The 21,720-nt window shown below is 34.7% G+C and carries 20 protein-coding genes; 13 read left to right on the forward strand and 7 right to left on the reverse strand.

Annotated features, from left to right (window positions below):
• The first annotated feature begins 18 nt into the window (after window positions 1-18).
• Window positions 19-1,203 (forward strand): MFS transporter, encoded by a 1,185-nt coding sequence (locus tag AC2A1D_RS01935; protein ID WP_484041981.1) that lies wholly within the window; start codon window positions 19-21, stop codon window positions 1,201-1,203.
• Between the two features lie 51 nt (window positions 1,204-1,254).
• Here AC2A1D_RS01935 and AC2A1D_RS01940 read toward each other — a convergent pair whose 3' ends face one another.
• From AC2A1D_RS01940 to AC2A1D_RS01970, 7 genes are all read right to left on the reverse strand, one after another.
• Window positions 1,255-1,494, reverse strand: coding sequence for a hypothetical protein (locus tag AC2A1D_RS01940; RefSeq protein WP_056032111.1), 240 nt, complete (start codon window positions 1,492-1,494; stop codon window positions 1,255-1,257).
• 37 nt (window positions 1,495-1,531) lie between these two features.
• Window positions 1,532-2,848, reverse strand: a complete 1,317-nt coding sequence (locus AC2A1D_RS01945) for a hypothetical protein (protein WP_484041982.1) — start codon at window positions 2,846-2,848, stop codon at window positions 1,532-1,534.
• 101 nt (window positions 2,849-2,949) lie between these two features.
• A complete protein-coding gene (locus AC2A1D_RS01950) occupies window positions 2,950-3,840 on the reverse strand; it encodes a 3-hydroxybutyryl-CoA dehydrogenase (RefSeq protein ID WP_484042326.1) in 891 nt (296 codons plus the stop codon).
• 4 nt (window positions 3,841-3,844) lie between these two features.
• Window positions 3,845-4,261 carry a hypothetical protein gene (locus tag AC2A1D_RS01955; RefSeq protein WP_484041983.1) on the reverse strand — a complete coding sequence of 139 codons (417 nt, stop codon included), beginning with the start codon at window positions 4,259-4,261 and terminating at the stop codon, window positions 3,845-3,847.
• A gap of 30 nt (window positions 4,262-4,291) precedes the next feature.
• On the reverse strand, window positions 4,292-5,170 hold the full coding sequence (bla-A, locus tag AC2A1D_RS01960; protein ID WP_484041984.1) for a CGA/CIA family class A beta-lactamase: 879 nt from the start codon (window positions 5,168-5,170) through the stop codon (window positions 4,292-4,294).
• A 64-nt stretch (window positions 5,171-5,234) separates the two neighbouring features.
• Window positions 5,235-6,956: a cellulase family glycosylhydrolase gene (locus tag AC2A1D_RS01965; protein WP_484041985.1), complete on the reverse strand. Its 1,722-nt coding sequence runs from the start codon at window positions 6,954-6,956 to the stop codon at window positions 5,235-5,237.
• A gap of 186 nt (window positions 6,957-7,142) precedes the next feature.
• Complete coding sequence (locus tag AC2A1D_RS01970) at window positions 7,143-8,108, reverse strand: Gfo/Idh/MocA family protein (protein ID WP_484041986.1); 966 nt, start codon at window positions 8,106-8,108, stop codon at window positions 7,143-7,145.
• Between the two features lie 241 nt (window positions 8,109-8,349).
• Here AC2A1D_RS01970 and AC2A1D_RS01975 point away from each other — a divergent pair, with 241 nt between their 5' ends.
• The 12 genes from AC2A1D_RS01975 (at window position 8,350) to AC2A1D_RS02030 (ending at window position 21,665) form a co-directional block, all read left to right on the forward strand.
• Window positions 8,350-9,000 carry a protein-L-isoaspartate(D-aspartate) O-methyltransferase gene (locus tag AC2A1D_RS01975; RefSeq protein WP_484041987.1) on the forward strand — a complete coding sequence of 217 codons (651 nt, stop codon included), beginning with the start codon at window positions 8,350-8,352 and terminating at the stop codon, window positions 8,998-9,000.
• A 2-nt stretch (window positions 9,001-9,002) separates the two neighbouring features.
• The gene (locus AC2A1D_RS01980) at window positions 9,003-9,188 is read left to right on the forward strand and encodes a KOW motif-containing protein (protein WP_484041988.1); all 186 of its coding nucleotides are present in this window, start codon (window positions 9,003-9,005) and stop codon (window positions 9,186-9,188) included.
• Between the two features lie 55 nt (window positions 9,189-9,243).
• A complete protein-coding gene (locus tag AC2A1D_RS01985; RefSeq protein WP_484041989.1) occupies window positions 9,244-9,639 on the forward strand; it encodes a DUF1801 domain-containing protein in 396 nt (131 codons plus the stop codon).
• Between the two features lie 145 nt (window positions 9,640-9,784).
• Window positions 9,785-10,327: a hypothetical protein gene (locus AC2A1D_RS01990; RefSeq protein ID WP_484041990.1), complete on the forward strand. Its 543-nt coding sequence runs from the start codon at window positions 9,785-9,787 to the stop codon at window positions 10,325-10,327.
• A 68-nt stretch (window positions 10,328-10,395) separates the two neighbouring features.
• Window positions 10,396-11,373: a 2-hydroxyacid dehydrogenase gene (locus AC2A1D_RS01995; protein WP_484041991.1), complete on the forward strand. Its 978-nt coding sequence runs from the start codon at window positions 10,396-10,398 to the stop codon at window positions 11,371-11,373.
• Window positions 11,374-11,503: 130 nt separating this feature from the next.
• Window positions 11,504-11,797, forward strand: a complete 294-nt coding sequence (locus tag AC2A1D_RS02000; protein WP_484041992.1) for a hypothetical protein — start codon at window positions 11,504-11,506, stop codon at window positions 11,795-11,797.
• A 168-nt stretch (window positions 11,798-11,965) separates the two neighbouring features.
• Window positions 11,966-16,165, forward strand: coding sequence for a T9SS type B sorting domain-containing protein (locus tag AC2A1D_RS02005; protein ID WP_484041993.1), 4,200 nt, complete (start codon window positions 11,966-11,968; stop codon window positions 16,163-16,165).
• Between the two features lie 529 nt (window positions 16,166-16,694).
• Entirely contained in the window at window positions 16,695-18,686 is a 1,992-nt protein-coding gene (locus tag AC2A1D_RS02010) for a urocanate hydratase (RefSeq protein WP_484041994.1), read from the forward strand.
• 482 nt (window positions 18,687-19,168) lie between these two features.
• Entirely contained in the window at window positions 19,169-19,927 is a 759-nt protein-coding gene (locus AC2A1D_RS02015; protein ID WP_484041995.1) for a Rossmann-fold NAD(P)-binding domain-containing protein, read from the forward strand.
• A 104-nt stretch (window positions 19,928-20,031) separates the two neighbouring features.
• Window positions 20,032-20,370 (forward strand): hypothetical protein, encoded by a 339-nt coding sequence (locus tag AC2A1D_RS02020; RefSeq protein WP_484041996.1) that lies wholly within the window; start codon window positions 20,032-20,034, stop codon window positions 20,368-20,370.
• Window positions 20,354-20,665 carry a type II toxin-antitoxin system RelE/ParE family toxin gene (locus AC2A1D_RS02025; protein WP_484041997.1) on the forward strand — a complete coding sequence of 104 codons (312 nt, stop codon included), beginning with the start codon at window positions 20,354-20,356 and terminating at the stop codon, window positions 20,663-20,665. Before AC2A1D_RS02020 ends, AC2A1D_RS02025 begins: the two co-directional genes overlap by 17 nt.
• The gene (locus AC2A1D_RS02030) at window positions 20,625-21,665 is read left to right on the forward strand and encodes a cytochrome-c peroxidase (RefSeq protein WP_484041998.1); all 1,041 of its coding nucleotides are present in this window, start codon (window positions 20,625-20,627) and stop codon (window positions 21,663-21,665) included. Before AC2A1D_RS02025 ends, AC2A1D_RS02030 begins: the two co-directional genes overlap by 41 nt.
• Window positions 21,666-21,720 lie beyond the last annotated feature (55 nt).

The following is a 21,720-nucleotide window of genomic DNA, read 5'->3' on the forward strand; positions in this document are numbered from 1 at the left end:
GGGCTAATTATAATGTTGATGCTTACAGAAAAGAACAAATTTATTGCTACCATTTTGGCTTTCGCTATGATACCAATGTCGGGTTTAGCAACCGATATTTATTTACCGAGTATGCCAAGTATGGCAAAAGACCTTCATCTACCGGAAAGTAGCATTCAGCTTACACTTTCTTTATTTTTAATAAGCTATGGTCTTACGCAATTTGTTGCAGGAAGCATTGTAGATTCTTTTGGAAGATACAAAATTACACTTATTTCTCTGGTTCTTTTTGTGATTTCGTTTATGATAACTGCTTCAACGGAAAATATTTGGGTGGTTTATGCCATGCGAATTCTTCAAGGAATTTTATCCGGTTTTGCGGTAGTTGCAAAAAGAGCATTTTTTGTAGACGTTTACGAAGGTGAAGAACGAAAACATTACCTCAGTATTATGACGATTGTTTGGTCGGTTGGTCCTATTATTGCGCCGTTTATTGGAGGTTATTTGCAGAAAATTTTCGGTTGGCAATCCAATTTTTATGTTTTGGCAGGTTACAGTTTACTTCTTCTTATTTTTGAATTTCTATTTTCTGGGGAAACCTTAAAAGTGAAAAAAAATTTAAGCATCAATCTTTTAGTAAAAGAATACGACACGATGTTTAAGGCTAAAGATTTCTTCTACGGAATGTTGATGTGCGGTTTAAGCTACTCGATGATTATGTTTTTTAATCTTTGCGGGTCTTTTATAATCGAACATAAAATGGGTTATTCTGAAGTGGTTGCAGGATACGTTTCTCTTATTTTAGGTTTTGCCTGGATGTTGGGCGGTTTTTTCGGAAAAGCATTAATCAACAGAGCATTTTTACCTAAATTGAGAGCGGCAAATTTTCTTCAATTGGCATTGATTATTTTAATGTTTGTTGCTTCGTTTTTCCTGAATACCATTTATAGTTTAGTGATTTTTGCATTTGTAATTCACGTAACGGCAGGTTTTATTTTCAACAATTATTTTACGTATTGTATCGGAAGATTTCCAAATTCTGCCGGAATTGCAGGCGGACTTACCGGAGGAACCGTTTTCATTCTAACTTCAGCCATAAGTTACGGCATGGTCGCTCTTTTGAAACCTCAAATCCAAATGGAAGTTGCAGAAGGATATTTTTTGATGGGTGTTTTAGGATTGTTTGTTTTAAGTTTAATCAAATTCCGAAAAGCTCACGGATAAAAGCATAAAAAAAGCTGCCAATCGGCAGCTTTATATTTTTAAGGGTAATTCTTAATCCTCCTCTTCTTCGTCGTACTTAGCCAACTCTTCATCACACCATTTGAACGCAGCTTCTACTACTTTTGTAGCTTCGTCTGCCATAGATTCTTCATCATCACCTTCCAAATCATCTAACCACTCAACTTCTTCTTCCTCAACGTTTAAGATGAATCTTGGGTACTCTGTATGAACTACGAATAGATCTTCTGGAAATTCCGAATTGTCTGCTAATAAAAACTTTGGTAATTTCATTTTTTGTAATGTTTAAACTTTATCAAAGATAATAAAATTATTGATACTTATTCTTTCTGAGTTGAATTTTTTCTAAAACTTTATGTTGCGTTAATGTAGTTTTTTTCAGCGTATCTTCTGCCTTGAAAGTGAGGTCGATATCCGAATTTACGGTGCTTATAAGTTCACCAATCTGTACTTCATCTAGATTTTCTTCATCTTTTACGTAAAAAAGTAGCTTTTTATTTTCAAGATTTTCTTCCTTTAAAAACCGAGTAATCTCTTTCCTATTTTCAAGATAATCTCCTTTTGAAAGCCAAGTAAACAAACCACCAGAAATTAAACTTAAAAAACCTAAAGCATAGGTTTTAACATTAAAAAATTCAAAGAGTTTTTTGAAATACACCAACCAAATCGGATAAGAAAACGGCGCCAATAAACGATAATCAAGTGGCGTAATCGAGTAAAAATATTGTATAAAAAAGGAACACACAATTCCGCTTGTGCCAATTATTAAAAGGAATTTTTCAGTTTCGCTATGCTTTTTTGTGATAAAAAAATACAGCATCAACAAAACATTTACGACACCAATTCCATAAATCGCAATATTGATTTTTCCTCCATTCGGGTCTGCAATGTGAATGAAAGGATTAAAAGACGTTGCCATCGCCTGAACAAATTCTAGTAGCAATTTTGAGGTTGGATGAAGCCCAATTTCTAAAAATTCATTTACATAATTTGAATTAAAACGGTCGATAAAAAGAAATTTATAGGCAACAATAAATGCGAAACCAATAATCCCAGAAATGATAAAAGTTTTCGCATATTTTTTTCGCCAAAACAGCAATCCAAATAATCCTGTTCCGCCCACGAAAAACAACGAGCTATACCTTATATTATATAAAGCAATTAACGAAAGTGAAAGATAAAAAATTGCTTTTCCACCCGAAATTTTTCCGGTAATAATTTGATGCGCACAATAGAAAAATAAAAGAGCAAAAGGAAGAATTAAAGCTTCGCTCATCGTGAAAGAAAAAATCGACAAAAAGCTAAATATTGAGGCAATAACGATAGATTCTTTCAAGAAAAAATTCTTTTTCCAGGCAAAGAAAATGGTGAAAAGAAAGCATAAAATTCCAACAACTTTACTCGCCCAAAATTCATCTGTACCCAAAAAAGTAATCAATTTTATGGAAAACGGATAGCCTAAAGGCGTAATTGTATTGTCGATTTCCGGTAAAACATGCGCAAATCTCATGTATCGAATAGAATCCGGATTTACGCGTCCTTTCTCATTGAGTAAAAAACGCAAAATGGTCATCACTAAAGTAATGATGACCATTAATATCTGAATGTTTTTTCCTTTAAATTTCACTATAAACGGTTTAAAGTTTAATGTTCAAGGTTTAAAGATAAAACTAATCATTTAATATTCAAAGTTTGAGAATTTAAAACATCAAACTTTAAAAAAATAGTTTATTTCGCAAACATTTTCGCTACTTTTTCTGCTTTTTTGCTTTCCGAGTAATCGTAGAAACCTTCACCTGATTTCACGCCCAGTTTCCCAGCCATTACCATGTTTACCAACAAAGGATTTGGAGCGTATTTCGGGTTTTTGAAACCATCGTACATTACGTTTAAGATTGCTAAACATACATCAAGACCAATAAAATCTGCCAATTGAAGTGGTCCCATCGGATGCGCCATTCCTAATTTCATTACCGTATCAATTTCTTCAACTCCTGCAACGCCGTTGTATAAAGTTTCGATAGATTCGTTAATCATCGGCATCAAAATTCTGTTGGCAACAAAACCTGGATAATCATTTACTTCTACAGGCACTTTTCCTAAAGTTTTGCTCATTTCGTAAATAGCATCGAAAGTTTCTTTTGATGTAGAATATCCTTTAATAATCTCTACCAACTTCATAATTGGCACTGGATTCATAAAGTGCATCCCGATTACTTTGTCTGCTCTTTTTGTAGCCGCCGCAATTTTAGTAATAGAAATCGAAGAAGTGTTGGTTGCCAAAATACAGTTTTCAGGCGCAAAAGCATCCATTTGACCAAAGATTTTCAGTTTCAAATCTTGGTTTTCTGTCGCTGCTTCTACAATAAGGTCTGCATTGGTTACCGCATCTTTCAAATCTGTAAACGTCGCGATATTTCCTAAAGTTTCTGCTTTTTGTTCTTCTGTAAGGTTTCCCTTTGCAATTATTCTGTCAAGATTGGTGGTAATGGTTTTTAAACCTCTGTCTAAAGCTTCCTGCGAAACGTCTACAAGATTTACTTTAAAACCGCTTTGCGCAAAAGTGTGAGCAATACCATTCCCCATGGTTCCTGCACCGATAACTACAATGTTGTTAATCATTTTATTTTTCTTTTTTATAGAGTATTAAATTATTAATTTCTTTTAGAGATTCTTTTTTTACAGGCTCAGAAAGTAAAAGTTCTACCATACCATCACTACCCGTATTTCTAGATTTATTTTGAGCATTAATGGTAGATTCTAGGCCATTCCAAAATTTTGATTTCTTTGCTTTTGGCAAACAAGAAGCTCCCACATAAAGTCTAAACTCACCTTCTCTTCCAAGACCAGGCTGTTTATACACTTCTACTTTTTTTGTGTTATTAGATTTCTTAAAGTTTTCAATATAATTGATAACTGGGTCTACTGATGGCGTTCCGCAGCAGATACTGTTGTAATTTATTTTTACAAACTCTTCGCTTTTTTGCCCAAACAATACCGCCGAGCTAAAAACACCAAATATTACAATAACTTTTTTCATTTTGAAGTTTTTAAAATTAAGCTTAAATTTTTACTTATTAAAATTATCCCAAACAACTTTAGAAATATCTGAAACTATTTTACAATTGGTTTCTTCGCTTTCCATTGAATTGCTGACAAATACAGCTATTGCATAATGTTTGCCATTCGGTAAAGTTACGATAGCAATTTCGTTTTCTGCGCCTGTAAGCCCTGCATCATTTTTGCCAGAAGATCCCGTTTTTCTAGCGACAGGCGTGTTTTTTGGCAATTGTTCGATTAACTTTTTTACACCGGTAGAGGTTGTAAGCATTACTTTCATCAAATAATCTGTAGATTTTTTTGAAAGAAGTTTCCCATCATAAAATTTCTTCAACAACGTAGTTGCCGAGTTCATGGTTGAGTAATTTTCGTATTGCGCATTCCAGTCTTGATGCATTTGCGCCTCACTAAATTTTATCTGAAAGCCTTTAATTCCTTTAGAATCGATAAATTTTTGAACAGGTTCAGTTCCACCTAGAAGATTAAGCATAATATCGCAACCATTATTGTCGCTTTTTGCAACTGTAGCTTCTAAAACTTCAGCTAAAGTAATTTCTACCCCACCTTCACCATATTTTTCTCGCAATGGCGACCACGTATTTTTCAGCAAATTTTGAGGTGTAAGCATAATTTTTTGGTCTAAAGACAGTTTACCTTTATCTACAAAATCCAAAACCGTTGCCGCAATATGGAATTTAAAAACACTCTGCATCGGAAGTTTCTTTTCGGCGTTTTTACTGTACGTAAAGTTGCTATCTAAGCCTAAAACCGAAATTCCAACAGTCGTATTTTTGCCTTTCACAATCATGTTGATTTTCTTATCTAAAGAGGTTTGTTGGGCGAAAACAAACCCAGAAATCAACAGAAATAATAATTTAATTTTTTTCATACAAATGGTTTAAAATAAATCCCTCTTAGAAACTAAAAGGGATTTGCAATTTAATATTTTTTTACTATTTCAGCTCAAAGTATTTCAGATTCACACCATCATTTTCAAAGAAAACTCTGATAGGATTTTCACCTTTTTTGAGAGAAATTTCTTTTGTTGCAGTAGTTTTCCAAATTTCGTTTCCTCCCGTTGCAGGAAGTTCAATGGTTGATAATAATTTACCGGAGGTATCTTCAATCCTCAATTTAGATTTATGTAATGCAGCATATTGCAATTCTAAAATATAAGCTTTATCAGACTTAGAATAGAGAGTATATTGCAACCATTCCCCTGCTTCAGTTTTACCAACATAATATTGTTGATCTTTGGTTTTGTAAATATCTACCCCGTCATTCCTTAATTGATTTCCGTAGTTCCATTCTGACCTTTTTGCAGCATCACTTACCCAAAGATTCATAAAATCTTTATCAGAATACGCTACTCCAATTTTACCTAAATCATACTCTGTAGCCAAAATTTTCCCAGGAATTTGGTGGTTTTTAAATGGTACTGCAGATGACTCTTTTGTTTGCCTAAACATCGCATCAATTACATCTCTTTTAATTTCAACATTGCTGAATTTATAATTGTCTGCAATTTTCATCAAGGCTTTTTCTGCAAATTCTTTAGACGGTTTCTCGCCTCCTTTTTGCCAGTAATCTAATAGCTTTTGATATTCCGGAGTGATTTTCACATTAGTGATTCCGGCAATATTATCAATTTTTTTCATTGGCCAGAATGCGTATCCTACATTATGCTTATCCAACAACTGAATTAACTCTGTAAACCACACATTCGAGTTTTCTCCTGTTTCGCCCAACCAAATTGGCGCATTATATTTTTGTCTTAAATCTAAAGCAAACTTTAAAGTTGCCTCATCATTAAAGTTCCAATATTTATGAAAGCTGAAAGCCAAATTATTGTCCCAAAGCGGTGTTAAACCATTATAATTATTTCCCCATCCGTTTCCTTCAATAAAAATAAGGTGCTTTTTATCTACCGTTCGGATTGCTTCTGTAATTTCTTTTTGAAGTTTCCAAAGTGGCGCATTAGACAGTTCATCTGTTCCGTTTAGATTTTTTCCTGTGAAATTAATGTTGGGTTCGTTAATCAAATCATAACCACCAATCCAAGGTTCATCTTTATAACGTTCAGCCAATTTCTTCCATAAAGCAATTGTTTTCTGCTGATTTTCTTGGCTTTCCCAAAGTGACGGCTTAGATTTGTCGTTGTCGGATATATTTACATCATTCCCCTGTCCTCCCGGAGCCGCGTGTAAATCTAAAATTAAATATATTTTATTGTCTTTACACCATTTCAGCAAATCGTCTGTCATTCGGAAACCCTCTTCCAACCAAGTATTCTCACCTTTTTTAGGCTCTTTCTCGATGGGTAATGTATACAGGTTATAATGCATAGGAAGTCGGATTGAGTTAAATCCCGACTTTGCTAAAAAATCTATATCCTGCTTTGTGATACCGTTTTTAAGGTAAGCTTTATAGAAATTTTCCATTCCCTGTTCACCAATAAGTTCTGCAATTTTTTCTTTAATTTTATATTGAGGACCAGCAAAATCTGCCGTTTTCAGCATATAACCTTCCTGCAACATCCAACCTCCCAAACCTAAACCTCGAAGCTGAATATTTTCACCTTTATCGTTCACGATTTTCTGACCGTCGGTTTTGAGCATTTGCGATGTCCCAAATTGAGACAATAAAAAAGAAGATAGAAGAATGGCTCGTTTCATTTTAATTAATTTTTAAATTTTGGGGAATTGTATTATTTAGAATTTTTGATTCAACAAAGATATTTAAAATATATTAACCAAAATAAGCACATTACAAACATTCACTTATAAAATTACGTCATAAATAAAAAAAAACGAGCAAATTGCTCGTTTCTTAATTATCAAAATTTATAAAAATAAAAAGTATTATTTTGAAATCAGCTTCATAATTTCCAAAGCCACTTTCAAAGCTTCAGTTCCGTCTTCTAAAGAAACTTCAACGTTTTTTTCTTCCATGATAGCTTCTGCAAAAGAATTCAACTCGTCTAAAATTGCATTATTCGGCTGAATATTTGGGTATTCAAACAAAATTTGATTTTTATCTCCTTCCGCATTTTCAATAATCATATCAAAAGGAGTCGGATTTTCGGGAGCTTTTTTCATTCTGATCACTTCCGCTTTTTTCTCTAAGAAATCCACCGAAACATATGCATCTTTCTGGAAAAAACGACTTTTCCTCATCGCTTTCATTGAAATTCTTGACGTCGTTAAATTGGCAACACAACCGTTTTCAAATTCAATTCTTGCATTGGCAATATCTGGAGTTTTACTCACCACACAAACGCCGCTTGCGTGGATGTTTTTCACCTTAGATTTTACAATACTTAGCAAAATATCCAAATCGTGAATCATTAAATCCAAAACTACGGAAACATCTGTTCCTCTCGGATTAAACTCCGCCAAACGATGGATTTCAATAAACATCGGATCTTGGATATAATCTTTCGCTCCAATAAAGGCTGGATTATATCTTTCAACGTGTCCAACTTGTGCTTTAATCCCGTTTTCTTGGCATTTTTTTAAAATTTCCTGAGCCTGTTCTAACGTTTGAGTAACCGGTTTTTCTATGAAGAAATGCAATCCTTTTTCAATAGCTTTTAAGGCATAATCGTAATGATAAATTGTAGGTGTTACAATATCGAGCATATCAATTTGCTCCAACAATTCATCAAAATTTTCAAAATATTTGTAACCGAATTCGGCTTCTAGTTTCTTACCGTTTTCAACATCTTTATCGTGAAAACCTACAAAATCATATTTATCTGACTGATTTAGAAGCCTTAAATGTATCTTTCCTAAATGTCCGGCGCCTACCAAACCTGCTTTTAACATAGCTGTATTAAATTTTTGTAAATATAAAGCTTAATTTGAAATTGGAGGTTTGAAATTTGAGATTAAGTGATTCAGAATAAACACAACCACGAATGCACGAATTAATGATGAATTGTTTAAAATAAATAAATTTTTGCGAAAGTTTTTAAATCTTAAAAACTCGTGTATTCTTGGCAAAAACAAGCACCAAAATTTCAAATTTCAAACATCAAATTTCAAATCAAATTATTACTTTTGTGGGATGCAGGATTCGTTTGTACATAAGGGAAAGAGAAAGAAATTGGTAGAATATCTGAGACAAAAAATCGGGATTTCTGATGAAAACGTCTTGAATGCCATCAATGAAATTCCGCGACATCTGTTTATTGAGAGTATTTTCGAAGATTATGCTTACGAAGACCGTGCCTTTCCTATCGCTGCTCATCAAACGATTTCCCATCCATCAACTGTGGCGGAACAATCTGAACTTTTAGAAGTAAAAGAAGGCGAAAAAGTTTTAGAAATTGGAACCGGTTGCGGTTATCAAACTGCAGTTCTATTGGCGATGAAAGCGAACGTTTACACGGTAGAAAGACAAAAAGATTTGTTTGATTTTTCTAAAAAGAAACTTCGTGAAATGCATTTGTATCCAAAGTTTCAAAGTTTTGGAGATGGTTTTGCGGGATTGCCCACTTTTGCTCCTTTCGACAAAATTATTGTGACTTGCGGCGCATCAGTTTTACCAACAGAATTATTGAAACAACTGAAAGTTGGCGGGAAAATGGTGATTCCTTTAGGACCAACTGACGAACAAATTTTGTATCGATTTACAAAAATTTCGCCCTCAGAAATTGAAAGAGAAGAATTCGGAGCGTATAAATTTGTTCCGATGCTGAACAACACCAACCAATAATTATGAATCTTTCAGAGTTAAAAGATGGAGATTTTTGCAAAGTAATTGCGGGAACTCACAAAGGAAAAGAAGGAACAATTCACGATATTAAAACCAGTAAATCCGGTGAAATTACGATTACCGTAAAGCAAAGCGACGGCGTTCGTTTCAAAACTTTGGCAAGAAGTGTTGAGATTTTAAAACAATAAGTAAATTTAATTTTTGTTAAACTAAATCTTAACGATTTCCTATAAACCAAAAAACATGAATATCGAAATCCAAAAGTACAACGGCTCACAAACCGAATCTGACCAAGAAATCTGCTCAAAATTATCTGAGTTGATTACAAATTATTTAAGTTTTACCGAAGCTAAAATTTGGCACGCTCATCCTGTTTGGTTTATAGACGGAAACCCGATTGTAGGCTACAGCAAACAAAAAAAAGGAATCAGACTGATGTTTTGGAGCGGAAAATCTTTTCAGGAAGATAAACTAAATGTTGAAGGAGCAAAATTTCAAGATTCTTCTATATTTTATAATGATGTTGCAGAAATTAACGACGAAGACCTTTTACGTTGGCTCAAAAAATCAGAAAACATACAATGGGATTACAAAAACCTCATCAAAAGAAAGGGTGAACTGATTAAAATCAAAGGTTAAAAATTTCCAAACGGAACAATAATTGAAGCAAAAAATATACAAGACCTCATTGTAAAAAATGAGGTTTTTTCTTTTAACATCAAATAAATCTTTATTTATTGAAAAAAATATTTTTTTTTATTATTTTTGGAAAAACTAACAAATAATGAAAAAAATCGTATTGCTATCATTCTCGTTGAGTATCATTTTATCTTGTAACAACTCAAAAAACAAAGAACTTGAACTCAAAGAAAAAGAACTAGAATTAAGAGAAAAAGAAATAAATCTAGAATTATCGAAATTGCAAAAGATTGATACTCTAAGCCAAGCAAAGGTTCAAGAAATAAAAACTCAAGGATTAGTAAATACTGAATCAACAGGTCAAAAACAGAATGAGACTGTAAACGTAGTAGACCCAAGCGTTTCCAATATAAATAATTTATTAGGTTATTGGGTAGATCACGATAATGAAAAAATCATTATGTATTTTCAGCGAGACGGAACATTTATTTTTAACGATTTAAATTATTCAACGGAATCTTACGAAGAACTTACTGGTACTTATAAGCTAAGAAATGGAAAGTTAACTTTATTATATGATGATCGAGCAAGTCAAAATTTTAATTTTGTAAAAGAAATTTCAAAAATACCTACTTATTACATTCAAAAAGGGCGCTATTTAATGGTTAAGGCAATTATAAAAGAATAGCTAAATAAAAACTTAAAAGACCTCATTGTAAAAAATGAGGTTTTTTCTTTTAATTTCAAATAAATCTTATGAAAGTATTTTTAAACAAGAGAATTCCGGAAATCGTAATCAACATTATGAAAGAAAACGGATTGGAGGTTTTTATTCCAGAAAACGAAACACCTTCGCATGAAGAATGGCTAAAATATTGTCAAGATTCAGATTTGATTCTCAATGTCGGTTTTCACAGATTTAACAAAGAATTTTTTGATCAATGCCCAAATGTAAAAGCGATTGCGTTGTTTTCTGTAGGGTTTGATCATGTCGATATTCAAGAAGCTACTTCAAGAAATATTCCTATTGGGAATACTCCAGATGTTTTGAGCACGGCAACCGCAGATACAGCCTTTCTTCTCATGCAGTCTGTTGCAAGACGTTCTAGTTTTTATTTTGAAAGAGTAAAAAACGGAGATTGGGGAGAATTTGATCCTCTTTTCGGATTAGGACAGGAACTTACTGGAAAAACTTTAGGGGTTTTCGGGTTGGGAAGAATTGGTTTTGAAATGGCTGAAAAATGTAAAAAAGCTTTCGGAATGAATATCATTTACCACAACCGAAATCGTAATGAGGAAGCCGAAAAAATGCTTGATGCACAATATGTTTCCTTCGAAGAATTGGTTACGCAATCTGATGTTTTGAGTGTTCATGCTAATTTTAAGGCAGAACAAAACGAACTTTTCAATGCTGAAGTTTTTAACAAAATGAAACCGAACGCCATCTTCATCAACACTGCAAGAGGTGGTTTTCAAAACGAAAAAGATTTGTATGAAGCTTTAATCAACAAAAAAATCTGGGGAGCAGGTTTGGATGTTACCAACCCAGAACCTATGAGCAAAGAAAATCCTTTGCTTCAGCTTTCCAACGTTTGTGTGCTTCCGCATATTGGTTCCGCAACCGAAGAAGCAAGAAACGGAATGGCAAAACTCGCCGCAGAAAACCTTGTTGCTTTTTCTAAAGGTAAAAAAATGCCTGCTTGTGCCAATTCGGAAGTGTATAGTTACAAATGATAATTGATAATTGATAATTGATAATTGATAATTTAATAAAAAAATAGAAAAGTGATTTTAGTTTTCCTCTGAATTTTCATCTAAATGGAATTAAATTTGTGTAACACTTTACACACTAAAATCCAACATTATGATTTCAGAAAACAGCCCACAAGAACAGGACAGAAGATTGGAACAACGCAATTACAGTCCGAACGAAGACATCTTCAACCAAGAAGAGCATATTAGTATCGACGGAGACGGAAAACCTACTGAAAACCCATTCCCCGCCGAAGATAAGATTGATAAAGGTTTAGATATTCCAGGCGCCGAAGATGATGATGAAATGGAAGAGATTGGCGCTGAAGATGAAGAGAACAATTACTGGAGCTCTAGTGACAATCGGGATGATCACGAAGAGCAAAATGACGATATTATTCGATAAATATTTTATGATAAGCTGATTCTCAATGAGTCAGCTTTTTTTACGTTAATATGTTTTTAAATTAATATAAATAAACGTTTATATCTATTATATTTACATCATAAAAATTGTAATTTTGTGTAATACACATCATAATCATATTTTATTTATTTAATAATCAGCCTATTAATGAAAAGAATTTTACTTATTTTCAATTTCTTTACGTCTTTGCTTGTCTATTCTCAAAACAGCTTGGGAGTAACCATTAAAGACAATACAGGAAACGAAAATTTCCATGTAAGCTGCATAAACGACCTTAATACAAATGGTTGCATAGATTTACATGTGGAATACCCTGTTTTAAAGCAAACCAACACTTATCAACTTACACAGGGAACGTATGCACCCGCAATACCTCTAAACCAAGGAACTGCGTTGAACGCCAACTTAGACGACCTTTTTACACTCATCATCAATCTTCCATTTAATTTTTGTTTTTTTAACCAGAGCTTTAATTCTTTGGTGATTGGATCAAATGGAATGATCAGTTTTGACACAACACAGGCAGGAAACATCAATTTCCCGAATGTGAATTGGCAAAATCCAAGTACTTCTTTGCCTAAAAACTCAATTTTTGGAGTGTATCATGACATGGTTTTTTCTACATCAGATCAGTCTGAAATATATTACTCCACCATCGGAACTGCGCCCAACAGAAAGTTTGTAGTGAATTTCTATGAAGGAAGAATGGCGGGTTGTACCGAAAGATCTTCATCACAAATTGTATTGCACGAAACCACCAATATTATCGAAGTTTTTGTAGAAAAAAAATTGACGCCGTGCGCAACAAGAAAATTTGAAAACGCTCTTATCGGAATTATCGACAACACAGGAGCAATAGGATATTCACCCGCTTCCAGAAACACTGGAAATTGGCAAGCTTTGCAGGAAGCGTGGAAATTTTCTCCTTCAGGAAACAACATTACTCCACAAATTATCTGGAAAAACACAGCAGGACAAACTGTTGCCAATGGAGCACAGGTAACACTTTGCCCAATACAGAACGAAAACTATACTGCAGAAGTGAATTTTAACACTTGCGGAAGTACCATTCTTTCTCTTACAGATACCTTTAACCTTACTTTCGATGCAGCTTATCCGGTAGCGGTAAATTATAGCCAAAATTTCTGTGGAAACACTCCAATTAATTTAAATCTTGACAGCTTTAAATCTAATGTAACCACCCAAAACCCAGCAAATTTCACCTTTAGTTATCATAATTCGTTACTAGAAGCCCAAAACAATGTTAATCCACTGTCTAACACTTATGTATTAAATGCGAACAAAATTATTTATGTAAGAATTCAAAATCCTACAACAACGACTTGTTTTAGAGTGGCGACACTTACTTTAAACTTTTTAAGCAAGCAGCTTTTAACCAATACAGCCATAATTTGCGACACCAACAATGATGGTATTGAAAACAACTACGAGCTTTCTTTGTTAAACAACAGTCTTTTAGCACCTGGAAACACAAGTATTTTATATTTCAGTTCACAATCAGATGCACAGAACAATATAGGAGCTATCACCAACTTAAATATTTCTTCAGGTACACAAGTTTGGATAAGAGTGCAAGATCCCAATTGCACATACGTTCTCGGACCCGTAACATTTTCTCTTAAACCTGGTGTAAATGCACAAGGAGTAAACTATCCACTTACCATTTGCGACATTAATGATGACCATAATGAGCCTTATGATTTTGCATTAAACATTGGCCCACTAATCAGTACGCAATCGGGAGCAACTTTCACCTTTTACGCCACTTCTACTGAAGCCTACAACAACCAGGGACAGGTTTTACAAACCATACACGATGGCATTTATACCATTTACGTGAGAGTACAGATTCCCGGAGGATGCTTTGCCGTGGTACCTGTTAATTTAAACATTACTTTTACTAAAATTGAAGCAAATTCTAAAAACGAATACATCTGTTTCGACGGAACTCAGGATATCACTGTAGATTTGAATGCTCTGTCCGCAAACTTGTTAGTTGCCCCTACTTCTGTACCGGTAACTGAATTTTACGATAATTACCTTAACGCTTTCGACGGAGTAAACCCAATCTCTGCAACACAAACCATTACAGGAAACGGAAGTTTGGTAACCCAAACATTCTATGTAAGATTTGAGCAGAGTGATGATTGTTTTACCGTGCGACCAATAAACGTTAATTTGGTGCACCCTATCATTATCAACTCAAATTTTACAGTTTGTGATTTTAATAATGATAATACGGAAACTGTTAATTTAACCCAATTCTCTGCTGCTATCATAGGAAATCAAAACGCAACAACAACATTCTATCTTACACTAGCAAATGCACAGGCAGGAACAAATCCTGTAACAACTGTTACTTTCACAGGAACACAACAATATTATGTAAAAATAAGTTCTTATAACTGCGATCAAATTTATCCTTTTACAGTTGGTTTAACATCAACACCTTCGGTGAATGCGAATGTAAATATCGTTTTGAATAATATTTGTGATAACAATAATGACGGGATTGAAAATCACAATTTAACACTTGCTCAACCACAGATTTATTCAGGAAGCCAAAGTGTTGCTTACACCTATTATCAAAATTACAATGCTTCTACTCAAACATTTTCTAACCTGATTACTGACCCAACAAACTATCCTATCCCAGGAACTGCAACAGTGTATGTAAAAGTAAAATATAGTTCTAATGACTGTTTTTCAGTTTCAAAACTGACCATTCAAATGAACTTTTTACCAGCAGTTGTTTTAACGAATAATGCGGTTTTAAATAAGTGCGATGAAGATTTTAATTTAAGTGAAACCTTCACACTTACCGATGCTATTTCGCAAATGTTTGATCCTGCACAAAACTCTTATGCACTTTCCAACATTACGGTAAGATTTTACCTTACGCAAGCAGAAGCCAATGCAGGAAGCACTACCAACCAACTTGGAAATACTTATGTAACGAATGTTTCTAGTGTGCAAGTTTGGGCAAGATTTACAGCAAATTCTACAGGGTGTTTTTCTGTGGCGCCAATTCAGTTAAAAACATATTTCCCGCCAAAAGCAATCAATTCGAATATTTTGGTGTGTGATTATAACTTAGACGGAAGTTATGAAGTAAATTTAATGAACTTCACCAATCTTTATGTAGATCTTCCGAATGCGATGAACAGCTTTAGCTTCTATCTTTCTCTATCGGATGCACAAAATGGAGTGAACGAAATTCCAAACCCATCGATGTACACGGCAAATCCTTTCCCTGCGCAGATTTGGGTAAGAGTAATGAACATTCCGGGTTGTGACGACATTGCTACTATTACTTTCCAATTTGGAAATAAAGTAAGTATCAACGCAGGTCCACATTTGCTTAATAATGTTTGTGATCAACTTAACGACGGTATTGAAACTTTAGATTTAACTCAATTCCAGAATGCAATCTATGCAGGAAGCAACGGAACATTTACCTACTACTCTTCTTTAGCAGATTTGCAATCGAATACCAATGCCATTGCAACACCGGCGACATTTGTTTATAACCAAAACACAAGTTCACCTACCATTTATGTAAAAGTTGAAGCACCGGGATTTTGCCCAGATTATGCAACGATAAAAATTAGTCTGAAAAACACTCCGATGTTTACGATTCCTAAACAATATTTCTGTCCGGATGCTACATTTAGTTATACACTCTCAGTGGAAGGTCATACCATTGTAAGCTACACATGGACAGATCCTTCAGGAACCGTTGTTTCAACCACAAACACCGTAACCAACATGCATCTTCCGGGAACTTATACCGTAACTGTAGTTTCAGCGAATGGATGTTCTTATACCGGAACGATGGTCGCAGAATATTACGACGTTCCAAAAATACAACAGCTGATTCCTAACGGAAATACTTTCACTGTAATTGCAAGCGGAAGTCTCCCAATGATTTATTCTATCGATGGAACAACTTGGCAAAATAGTAATGTATTCTACAATCTTCCGACGGGTATCACGACTTTCTACGTAAAATATGCAGAAGGAAGCTGTATTGTAAAAAAAGAAGGCCTTGTTTTAGATATCAAAAATGCAATAACTCCAAACGGAGATGGTCTAAACGACCAATGGGTAGTAAGAGATTTACATGTTTTCGATGGTAAAAAAACAACAGTAAAAATCTTCGACCGTTATCAATCTAAAATCTTTGAGCAAGAAACCAACACCATGATTATTTGGGACGGAAAAATTGCAGGAAGACCAATCCCAACTTCAAGTTACTGGTACGTAATTGTTGTTCCAGACGGAAGGGTTTTCAACGGATGGATTTTGGTAAAAAACAATAATTAAAACCACATCAAAAGTTAATATAACTTTTAGCTGCCTCACAAGGGCAGCTTTTTTTGTGGGAAAAATTAAAGTTTCCTTTCTTTTAGCTCTTCGACATTTTTTGTGGAAACCATTATTATAAATTGACATCGGAAACGGAGGCGTTAAAAAAATTTGAAAAAACTCCGTTAAAAAATCTCCATTGTTTGAGTGGCGGCAAAAATTTTCTTAAAAGAACTATTTTTTCCTCCCGCCCGAGTTTTTGGAGATTTTAGGAGTTTTTTCAAAATTTTAGCCGAGTTTCCAAGTCTTGTCCCGAAGCTTCGGGATTGGTTCTTTTGCTTCAAGGCAAAAGAACATGAAATCAAAAAATAGCAATTGAATGTTAAATTAAAAATTCACATTTTTTTGGCGAAGAACCTTTCTTTTTCGTTTTACGAATTCCCTTCCTTTCAAAATTCCTTTTTACGATTTGCAGGGATTTTCTAATTTGAATATCTTTAAAACCACAAAAATTAGAACAACTGTCAACAAAAACAATCTAAAATACATGACATTTCAGGAGCAGATTCAGCAAGGAATTCCGAGTGTTTTACCTCAACAGAAACCTTACGAACCCAACATTAACCACGCACCAAAGCGTAAAGAAATTTTAACGGATGAAGAGAAAAAATTGGCTCTTCAGAACGCTTTACGTTATTTCGAACCTCAGTTTCATGCAGAATTAATTCAGGAATTTAGAGAAGAATTAGAAAAATACGGTAGAATTTACATGTATCGTTTCCGTCCGGATTATGAGATGAAAGCAAGACCTATTTCTGAATATCCAGGAAAATCTGAGCAGGCAAAAGCCATCATGTTGATGATTCAAAACAATTTGGATTATGCAGTAGCACAACACCCTCATGAATTGATTACCTATGGTGGAAACGGTGCCGTGTTCTCGAACTGGGCGCAATATCTTTCAACCATGAAATACCTGTCTGAAATGACAGACGAGCAAACTTTGGTGATGTATTCTGGGCATCCGATGGGATTATTTCCTTCTCACAAAGACGCTCCAAGAGTGGTAGTTACCAACGGAATGATGATTCCTAACTATTCTAAACCAGATGATTGGGAGAAATTCAATGCTTTAGGCGTAACGCAGTACGGACAAATGACAGCGGGAAGTTATATGTACATCGGTCCTCAAGGAATTGTTCACGGAACAACGATTACTGTTCTGAATGCTTTCAGAAAAATAAATAAAGAACCAAAAGGAGGTTTATTCGTAACGTCTGGATTGGGCGGAATGTCTGGAGCTCAGCCAAAAGCAGGAAATATTGCGGGTTGCGTTACCGTTTGTGCCGAAGTAAATCCTAAAATCACAAAAATTCGTCATGACCAAAAATGGGTGAATGAAATTCACGAAAACCTAGACGAATTGGTGGCAAGAGTAAGAACAGCACAAGAAAATAAGGAAACGATTTCTTTGGCTTACCTAGGAAACATCGTAGATGTTTGGGAAAAATTTGATGAAGAAAACTTAAGAATCGATATTGGTTCAGACCAGACTTCGCTACATAATCCTTGGGCGGGAGGTTATTATCCGGTGGGACAAACTTTTGAAGAGTCTAATGCGATGATGGCAGAAAACCCAGAACTTTTCAAAGAAAAAGTACAGGAAACCTTGAGAAGACACGCTGCAGCCATCAACAAACACACCGCAAAAGGAACGTATTTCTTCGATTATGGAAACGCATTTTTGTTGGAAGCTTCAAGAGCAGGAGCCGATGTAATGTCTGAAAATCCTACGTTGGGAAGAGAGTTCAAATTTCCTTCTTATGTTCAGGATATTATGGGACCGATGTGTTTTGATTATGGTTTCGGGCCGTTCCGTTGGGTTTGTACAAGCGGAAATCCAGAAGATTTACAGAAAACAGATGATATTGCGTGTGCTATTTTAGAAGAAATTCAGCAGAATTCTCCCGCAGAAATCCAACAGCAGATGAAAGACAACATCCAATGGATTAAAGGCGCGCAGGAAAATAAATTAGTGGTAGGTTCGCAAGCGAGAATCCTTTACGCCGATGCAGAAGGAAGAATGAAAATCGCCGAAGCCTTCAACAAAGCCATTAAAAATGGTGAAATTGGCGCTGTGGTTTTGGGAAGAGACCATCACGATGTTTCAGGAACAGATTCTCCGTACAGAGAAACTTCAAATATCTATGATGGCTCAAGATTCACAGCAGATATGGCGATTCATAACGTAATTGGCGACAGTTTCCGTGGAGCAACTTGGGTGTCTATCCACAACGGAGGTGGCGTTGGTTGGGGAGAAGTAATTAACGGAGGTTTCGGAATGCTTCTCGATGGAAGCGACGATGCCGACAGAAGACTGAAATCTATGCTCTTCTGGGACGTGAACAACGGAATCTCAAGACGAAGCTGGGCAAGAAATGAAGGCGCTATTTTCGCCATCAAAAGAGCGATGGAAGTAGAACCGAACTTGAAAGTGACGCTTCCGCATTTTGTTTCTGATGAATTGCTTGAATTATAAACAAATTACCCTAATGCGCGTCATTGCGAGAAGGAACGGCGAAGCAATTTGTTGAATTTGTTACGCCATTTCGAACGGATTGCTTCGTTCTATAAATTGACTGAAGTTAGATAGACAATTGAGGTCGCTCCTAATGGAGCTTTTTTACTCTGTTAATTTAATTTCTATTAACAGATTGCTCCTAGCGGAGCCGTATACAGTCCCATCGGGACGTGCTGATAATAGAAAAATTATACACCAAAAAAGCAAGCTCCGTAGGAGCGACCTGTCAAGAAATAGAAAAACCTGCTGTGAGGCAGGTTTTTTGTTTATAAAACATTCTAATTATTCCCTTTGTCATTCTTACGAAAGAAAAATCTCTTCTTTCAATATTTAAAACTTTCTAATACGCTGCTGAGATGCTTTTCAGCATGACAAACGCTCTCTTGTTTTCTTTTAATACTTCAACCCAATTTAGTATTTTTGATGTATTAAAAAGATCAATGAAAAACCTAGGAATCATCGGTTGCGGTTGGCTCGGAAATCATATCGCAGAACGTTTGAAAAATCAATATAAAATCTTTACGACCACCACAACGGAAGCGAAAGTTCAGGAGTTTGAAAACAGAGGTTTCCACACAACAATAATGAGTTTTCCGGACGAAATTAATCCTGAAATGAAAGCGTGGGAAGTTTTGGAACAGTTGGACGCGATTATCATCACTATTCCGTTTTCAGGAACGCGCGGAAAGCAAATGTCGATGAAAGAAAGACAAGAAAATCTGCTTACATTTTTAGGTAATTTTAAAGAACAAATGTTTTTGATGAGTTCTACCGGCGTTTATCCACAAACAGAAAACGACTTCAAAGAAGACGACCTTTCTCCCGAAAATGTAGAGAGTGAAAACTTTGTATTGGAGAAGTTTCCGCAAACCAATATTCTAAGATTAGCAGGATTGATGGGCGATAACAGGCTTTTAAAGAATTACAACATCTCCAATCTAGACCAATTGGTGAACCATGTTCATTACGCAGATATTTGTTCGGTTGTTGAAAAAATGCTTACAGAAAACTCTCAATCTAAAGTCTATAATGTTGTAGCGCCTATTCATCCCAATAAAGAAGAGGTGATTTTTGCGCAGAAAGATTTGCCGTTTTCAGGGGAAAGAACTTCTGTTGGAAGAACAATTTCTGCGGAAAAACTTATGAAAGAGCTGGATTTTGAGTTTCAATATCCTGACCCGAGGTATTTTCATTTGTAGCTTTTTTTAGACGCAAAGATTTAGGTGAAATTACAAAAAACATATTTCAACTATAAAAATATGATTACATTTGTCTCATAAATTAATACTAAAAGTATAAAATTATGATAGCAGAAATTCAAAAATATATAGAAATACAGAATAACATAGACGAGATTTTAAAAAATTCGCCCTTCAAAATGTCGTACATTATTGAAAAGTCTGGCATTAAGAAACCTACTTTCTTCAAAAAATTAAAGGAAAAAAGATTTACCCCAGAAGAATTATTGATAATCTCCAAAACCATAGAACCGCAGTGGCAACTTGAAACAAAAGAGGAAATTTTACAGTCACTAGAACGTTCTGAAGATGATTTTAAATATGGACGAACGTACAGCTATGATGAAGTAAAAGAGCGCTCTCGGAAAAAATTGGAAAATTACAGAAATGAAAATCCTATTTAGTAAAGAAGCTTTTGAGGATTTGGATAAAATAGAAAATTACCTCTTGACTCGATGGAACGACAAAGTTTTGGAAGATTTTAACCAAAAACTTGACGACTGCCTGAAATTAATAATTGATGGTGTTGCAGTGTTCCAAAACTATGAAGATACAAAGTACCAAAAACTACTCATTACAAAACACAATACCCTTATTTATTGGATTGAAGACGATACTCTAAAGATTGCTAAAATCCTTCAAAACTTCCAAAACCCTGATGAAAACTACGATTATCTCAATAACTCTTCCTTTCTTTAAAAAACTTAAGCCTTTTGTAGGAATTTCTGCTTTGCTTGTGATTCTTTCTTATGGTTTTCAAGATTCGCGGTTGGTTTATCCTTCCTATTTTCCAAAACCAGTGTACGATTTTAAGAAAAATCCGTTAAAACCGGCTACTATACAATTAGGCAAAAAGCTTTTTTACGACCCTATTTTATCGAGAGATAATACTGTTTCCTGCTCTTCTTGCCATATCGTAGAACATGCTTTTTCTGATAGAGGAAATCATTTAAGCAAAGGGATTCAAGATGGTTTGGGAGATAGAAATTCGCCTGCGATTTTTAATTTGGCTTGGCAAAAAACTTTTATGTGGGATGGTTCTGTGGTGAATATTGACGTTCAAGCTTTGGCGCCGATTAATCATCCTAAAGAAATGGGTGAAGACATTAATGTTTTGGTGAGAAAACTCAATACATCTAAAGAATATAAAACGCTTTTCTATAAAAGTTTTGGCGATAGCACCATCACTTCTGCCCGAATTACAAAGGCTTTATCACAATTTCAGTTAACTATTGTTTCTGCCAATTCAAAATATGATTTTGTAAAGCAAAACAAAGCAAAATTCACAGATTCTGAGCAGAGAGGTTACCTTTTATATCAACAAAACTGCAGTTCTTGTCATACAGAACCGCTTTTTTCTACCTATCAATTTGCGAATAATGGTTTACCCATCAATCCAGAGCTTGATGATAGAGGCAAATACAACAAAACCTTTGAACCTGCAGATAAAATGATGTTTAAGATTCCGAGCCTGCGAAATCTTGCTTTCACAAATCCATACATGCATGATGGAAGGTTTAAAACGCTTTCCGAAGTTTTAAACCATTACGAAAAAGGTATTGAAAAGAGCCCAACTCTCGCAAAAGAACTTCAAAAACCTATCATTTTTACAGACCAACAAAAAACTGATTTGATTTCTTTCTTAAAAACTTTAAATGATTCTGTTTTTATTTCTGAAAGGAAGTTTAGAAAGGATTGAGTTTGCTTATAATGATTTTAGATTTTGATGCAAAATACATATCCTTAAAATCTTT

The sequence above is a fragment of the Chryseobacterium sp. HNCC26DJ239 genome, from assembly GCF_057180445.1.

Bases quoted from the DNA above. Each gene is read 5' to 3' on its own strand.
- AC2A1D_RS01935 (WP_484041981.1), top strand. From the start codon at position 19: ATGCTTACAGAAAAGAACAAATTTATTGCTACCATTTTGGCTTTCGCT.
- AC2A1D_RS01940 (WP_056032111.1), bottom strand. From the start codon at position 1,494: ATGAAATTACCAAAGTTTTTATTAGCAGACAATTCGGAATTTCCAGAA.
- AC2A1D_RS01955 (WP_484041983.1), bottom strand. From the start codon at position 4,261: ATGAAAAAAGTTATTGTAATATTTGGTGTTTTTAGCTCGGCGGTATTG.
- bla-A (WP_484041984.1), bottom strand. From the start codon at position 5,170: ATGAAAAAAATTAAATTATTATTTCTGTTGATTTCTGGGTTTGTTTTC.
- AC2A1D_RS01965 (WP_484041985.1), bottom strand. From the start codon at position 6,956: ATGAAACGAGCCATTCTTCTATCTTCTTTTTTATTGTCTCAATTTGGG.
- AC2A1D_RS01970 (WP_484041986.1), bottom strand. From the start codon at position 8,108: ATGTTAAAAGCAGGTTTGGTAGGCGCCGGACATTTAGGAAAGATACAT.
- AC2A1D_RS01975 (WP_484041987.1), top strand. From the start codon at position 8,350: ATGCAGGATTCGTTTGTACATAAGGGAAAGAGAAAGAAATTGGTAGAA.
- AC2A1D_RS01980 (WP_484041988.1), top strand. From the start codon at position 9,003: ATGAATCTTTCAGAGTTAAAAGATGGAGATTTTTGCAAAGTAATTGCG.
- AC2A1D_RS01985 (WP_484041989.1), top strand. From the start codon at position 9,244: ATGAATATCGAAATCCAAAAGTACAACGGCTCACAAACCGAATCTGAC.
- AC2A1D_RS01990 (WP_484041990.1), top strand. From the start codon at position 9,785: ATGAAAAAAATCGTATTGCTATCATTCTCGTTGAGTATCATTTTATCT.
- AC2A1D_RS01995 (WP_484041991.1), top strand. From the start codon at position 10,396: ATGAAAGTATTTTTAAACAAGAGAATTCCGGAAATCGTAATCAACATT.
- AC2A1D_RS02000 (WP_484041992.1), top strand. From the start codon at position 11,504: ATGATTTCAGAAAACAGCCCACAAGAACAGGACAGAAGATTGGAACAA.
- AC2A1D_RS02005 (WP_484041993.1), top strand. From the start codon at position 11,966: ATGAAAAGAATTTTACTTATTTTCAATTTCTTTACGTCTTTGCTTGTC.
- AC2A1D_RS02010 (WP_484041994.1), top strand. From the start codon at position 16,695: ATGACATTTCAGGAGCAGATTCAGCAAGGAATTCCGAGTGTTTTACCT.
- AC2A1D_RS02015 (WP_484041995.1), top strand. From the start codon at position 19,169: ATGAAAAACCTAGGAATCATCGGTTGCGGTTGGCTCGGAAATCATATC.
- AC2A1D_RS02020 (WP_484041996.1), top strand. From the start codon at position 20,032: ATGATAGCAGAAATTCAAAAATATATAGAAATACAGAATAACATAGAC.
- AC2A1D_RS02025 (WP_484041997.1), top strand. From the start codon at position 20,354: ATGAAAATCCTATTTAGTAAAGAAGCTTTTGAGGATTTGGATAAAATA.
- AC2A1D_RS02030 (WP_484041998.1), top strand. From the start codon at position 20,625: ATGAAAACTACGATTATCTCAATAACTCTTCCTTTCTTTAAAAAACTT.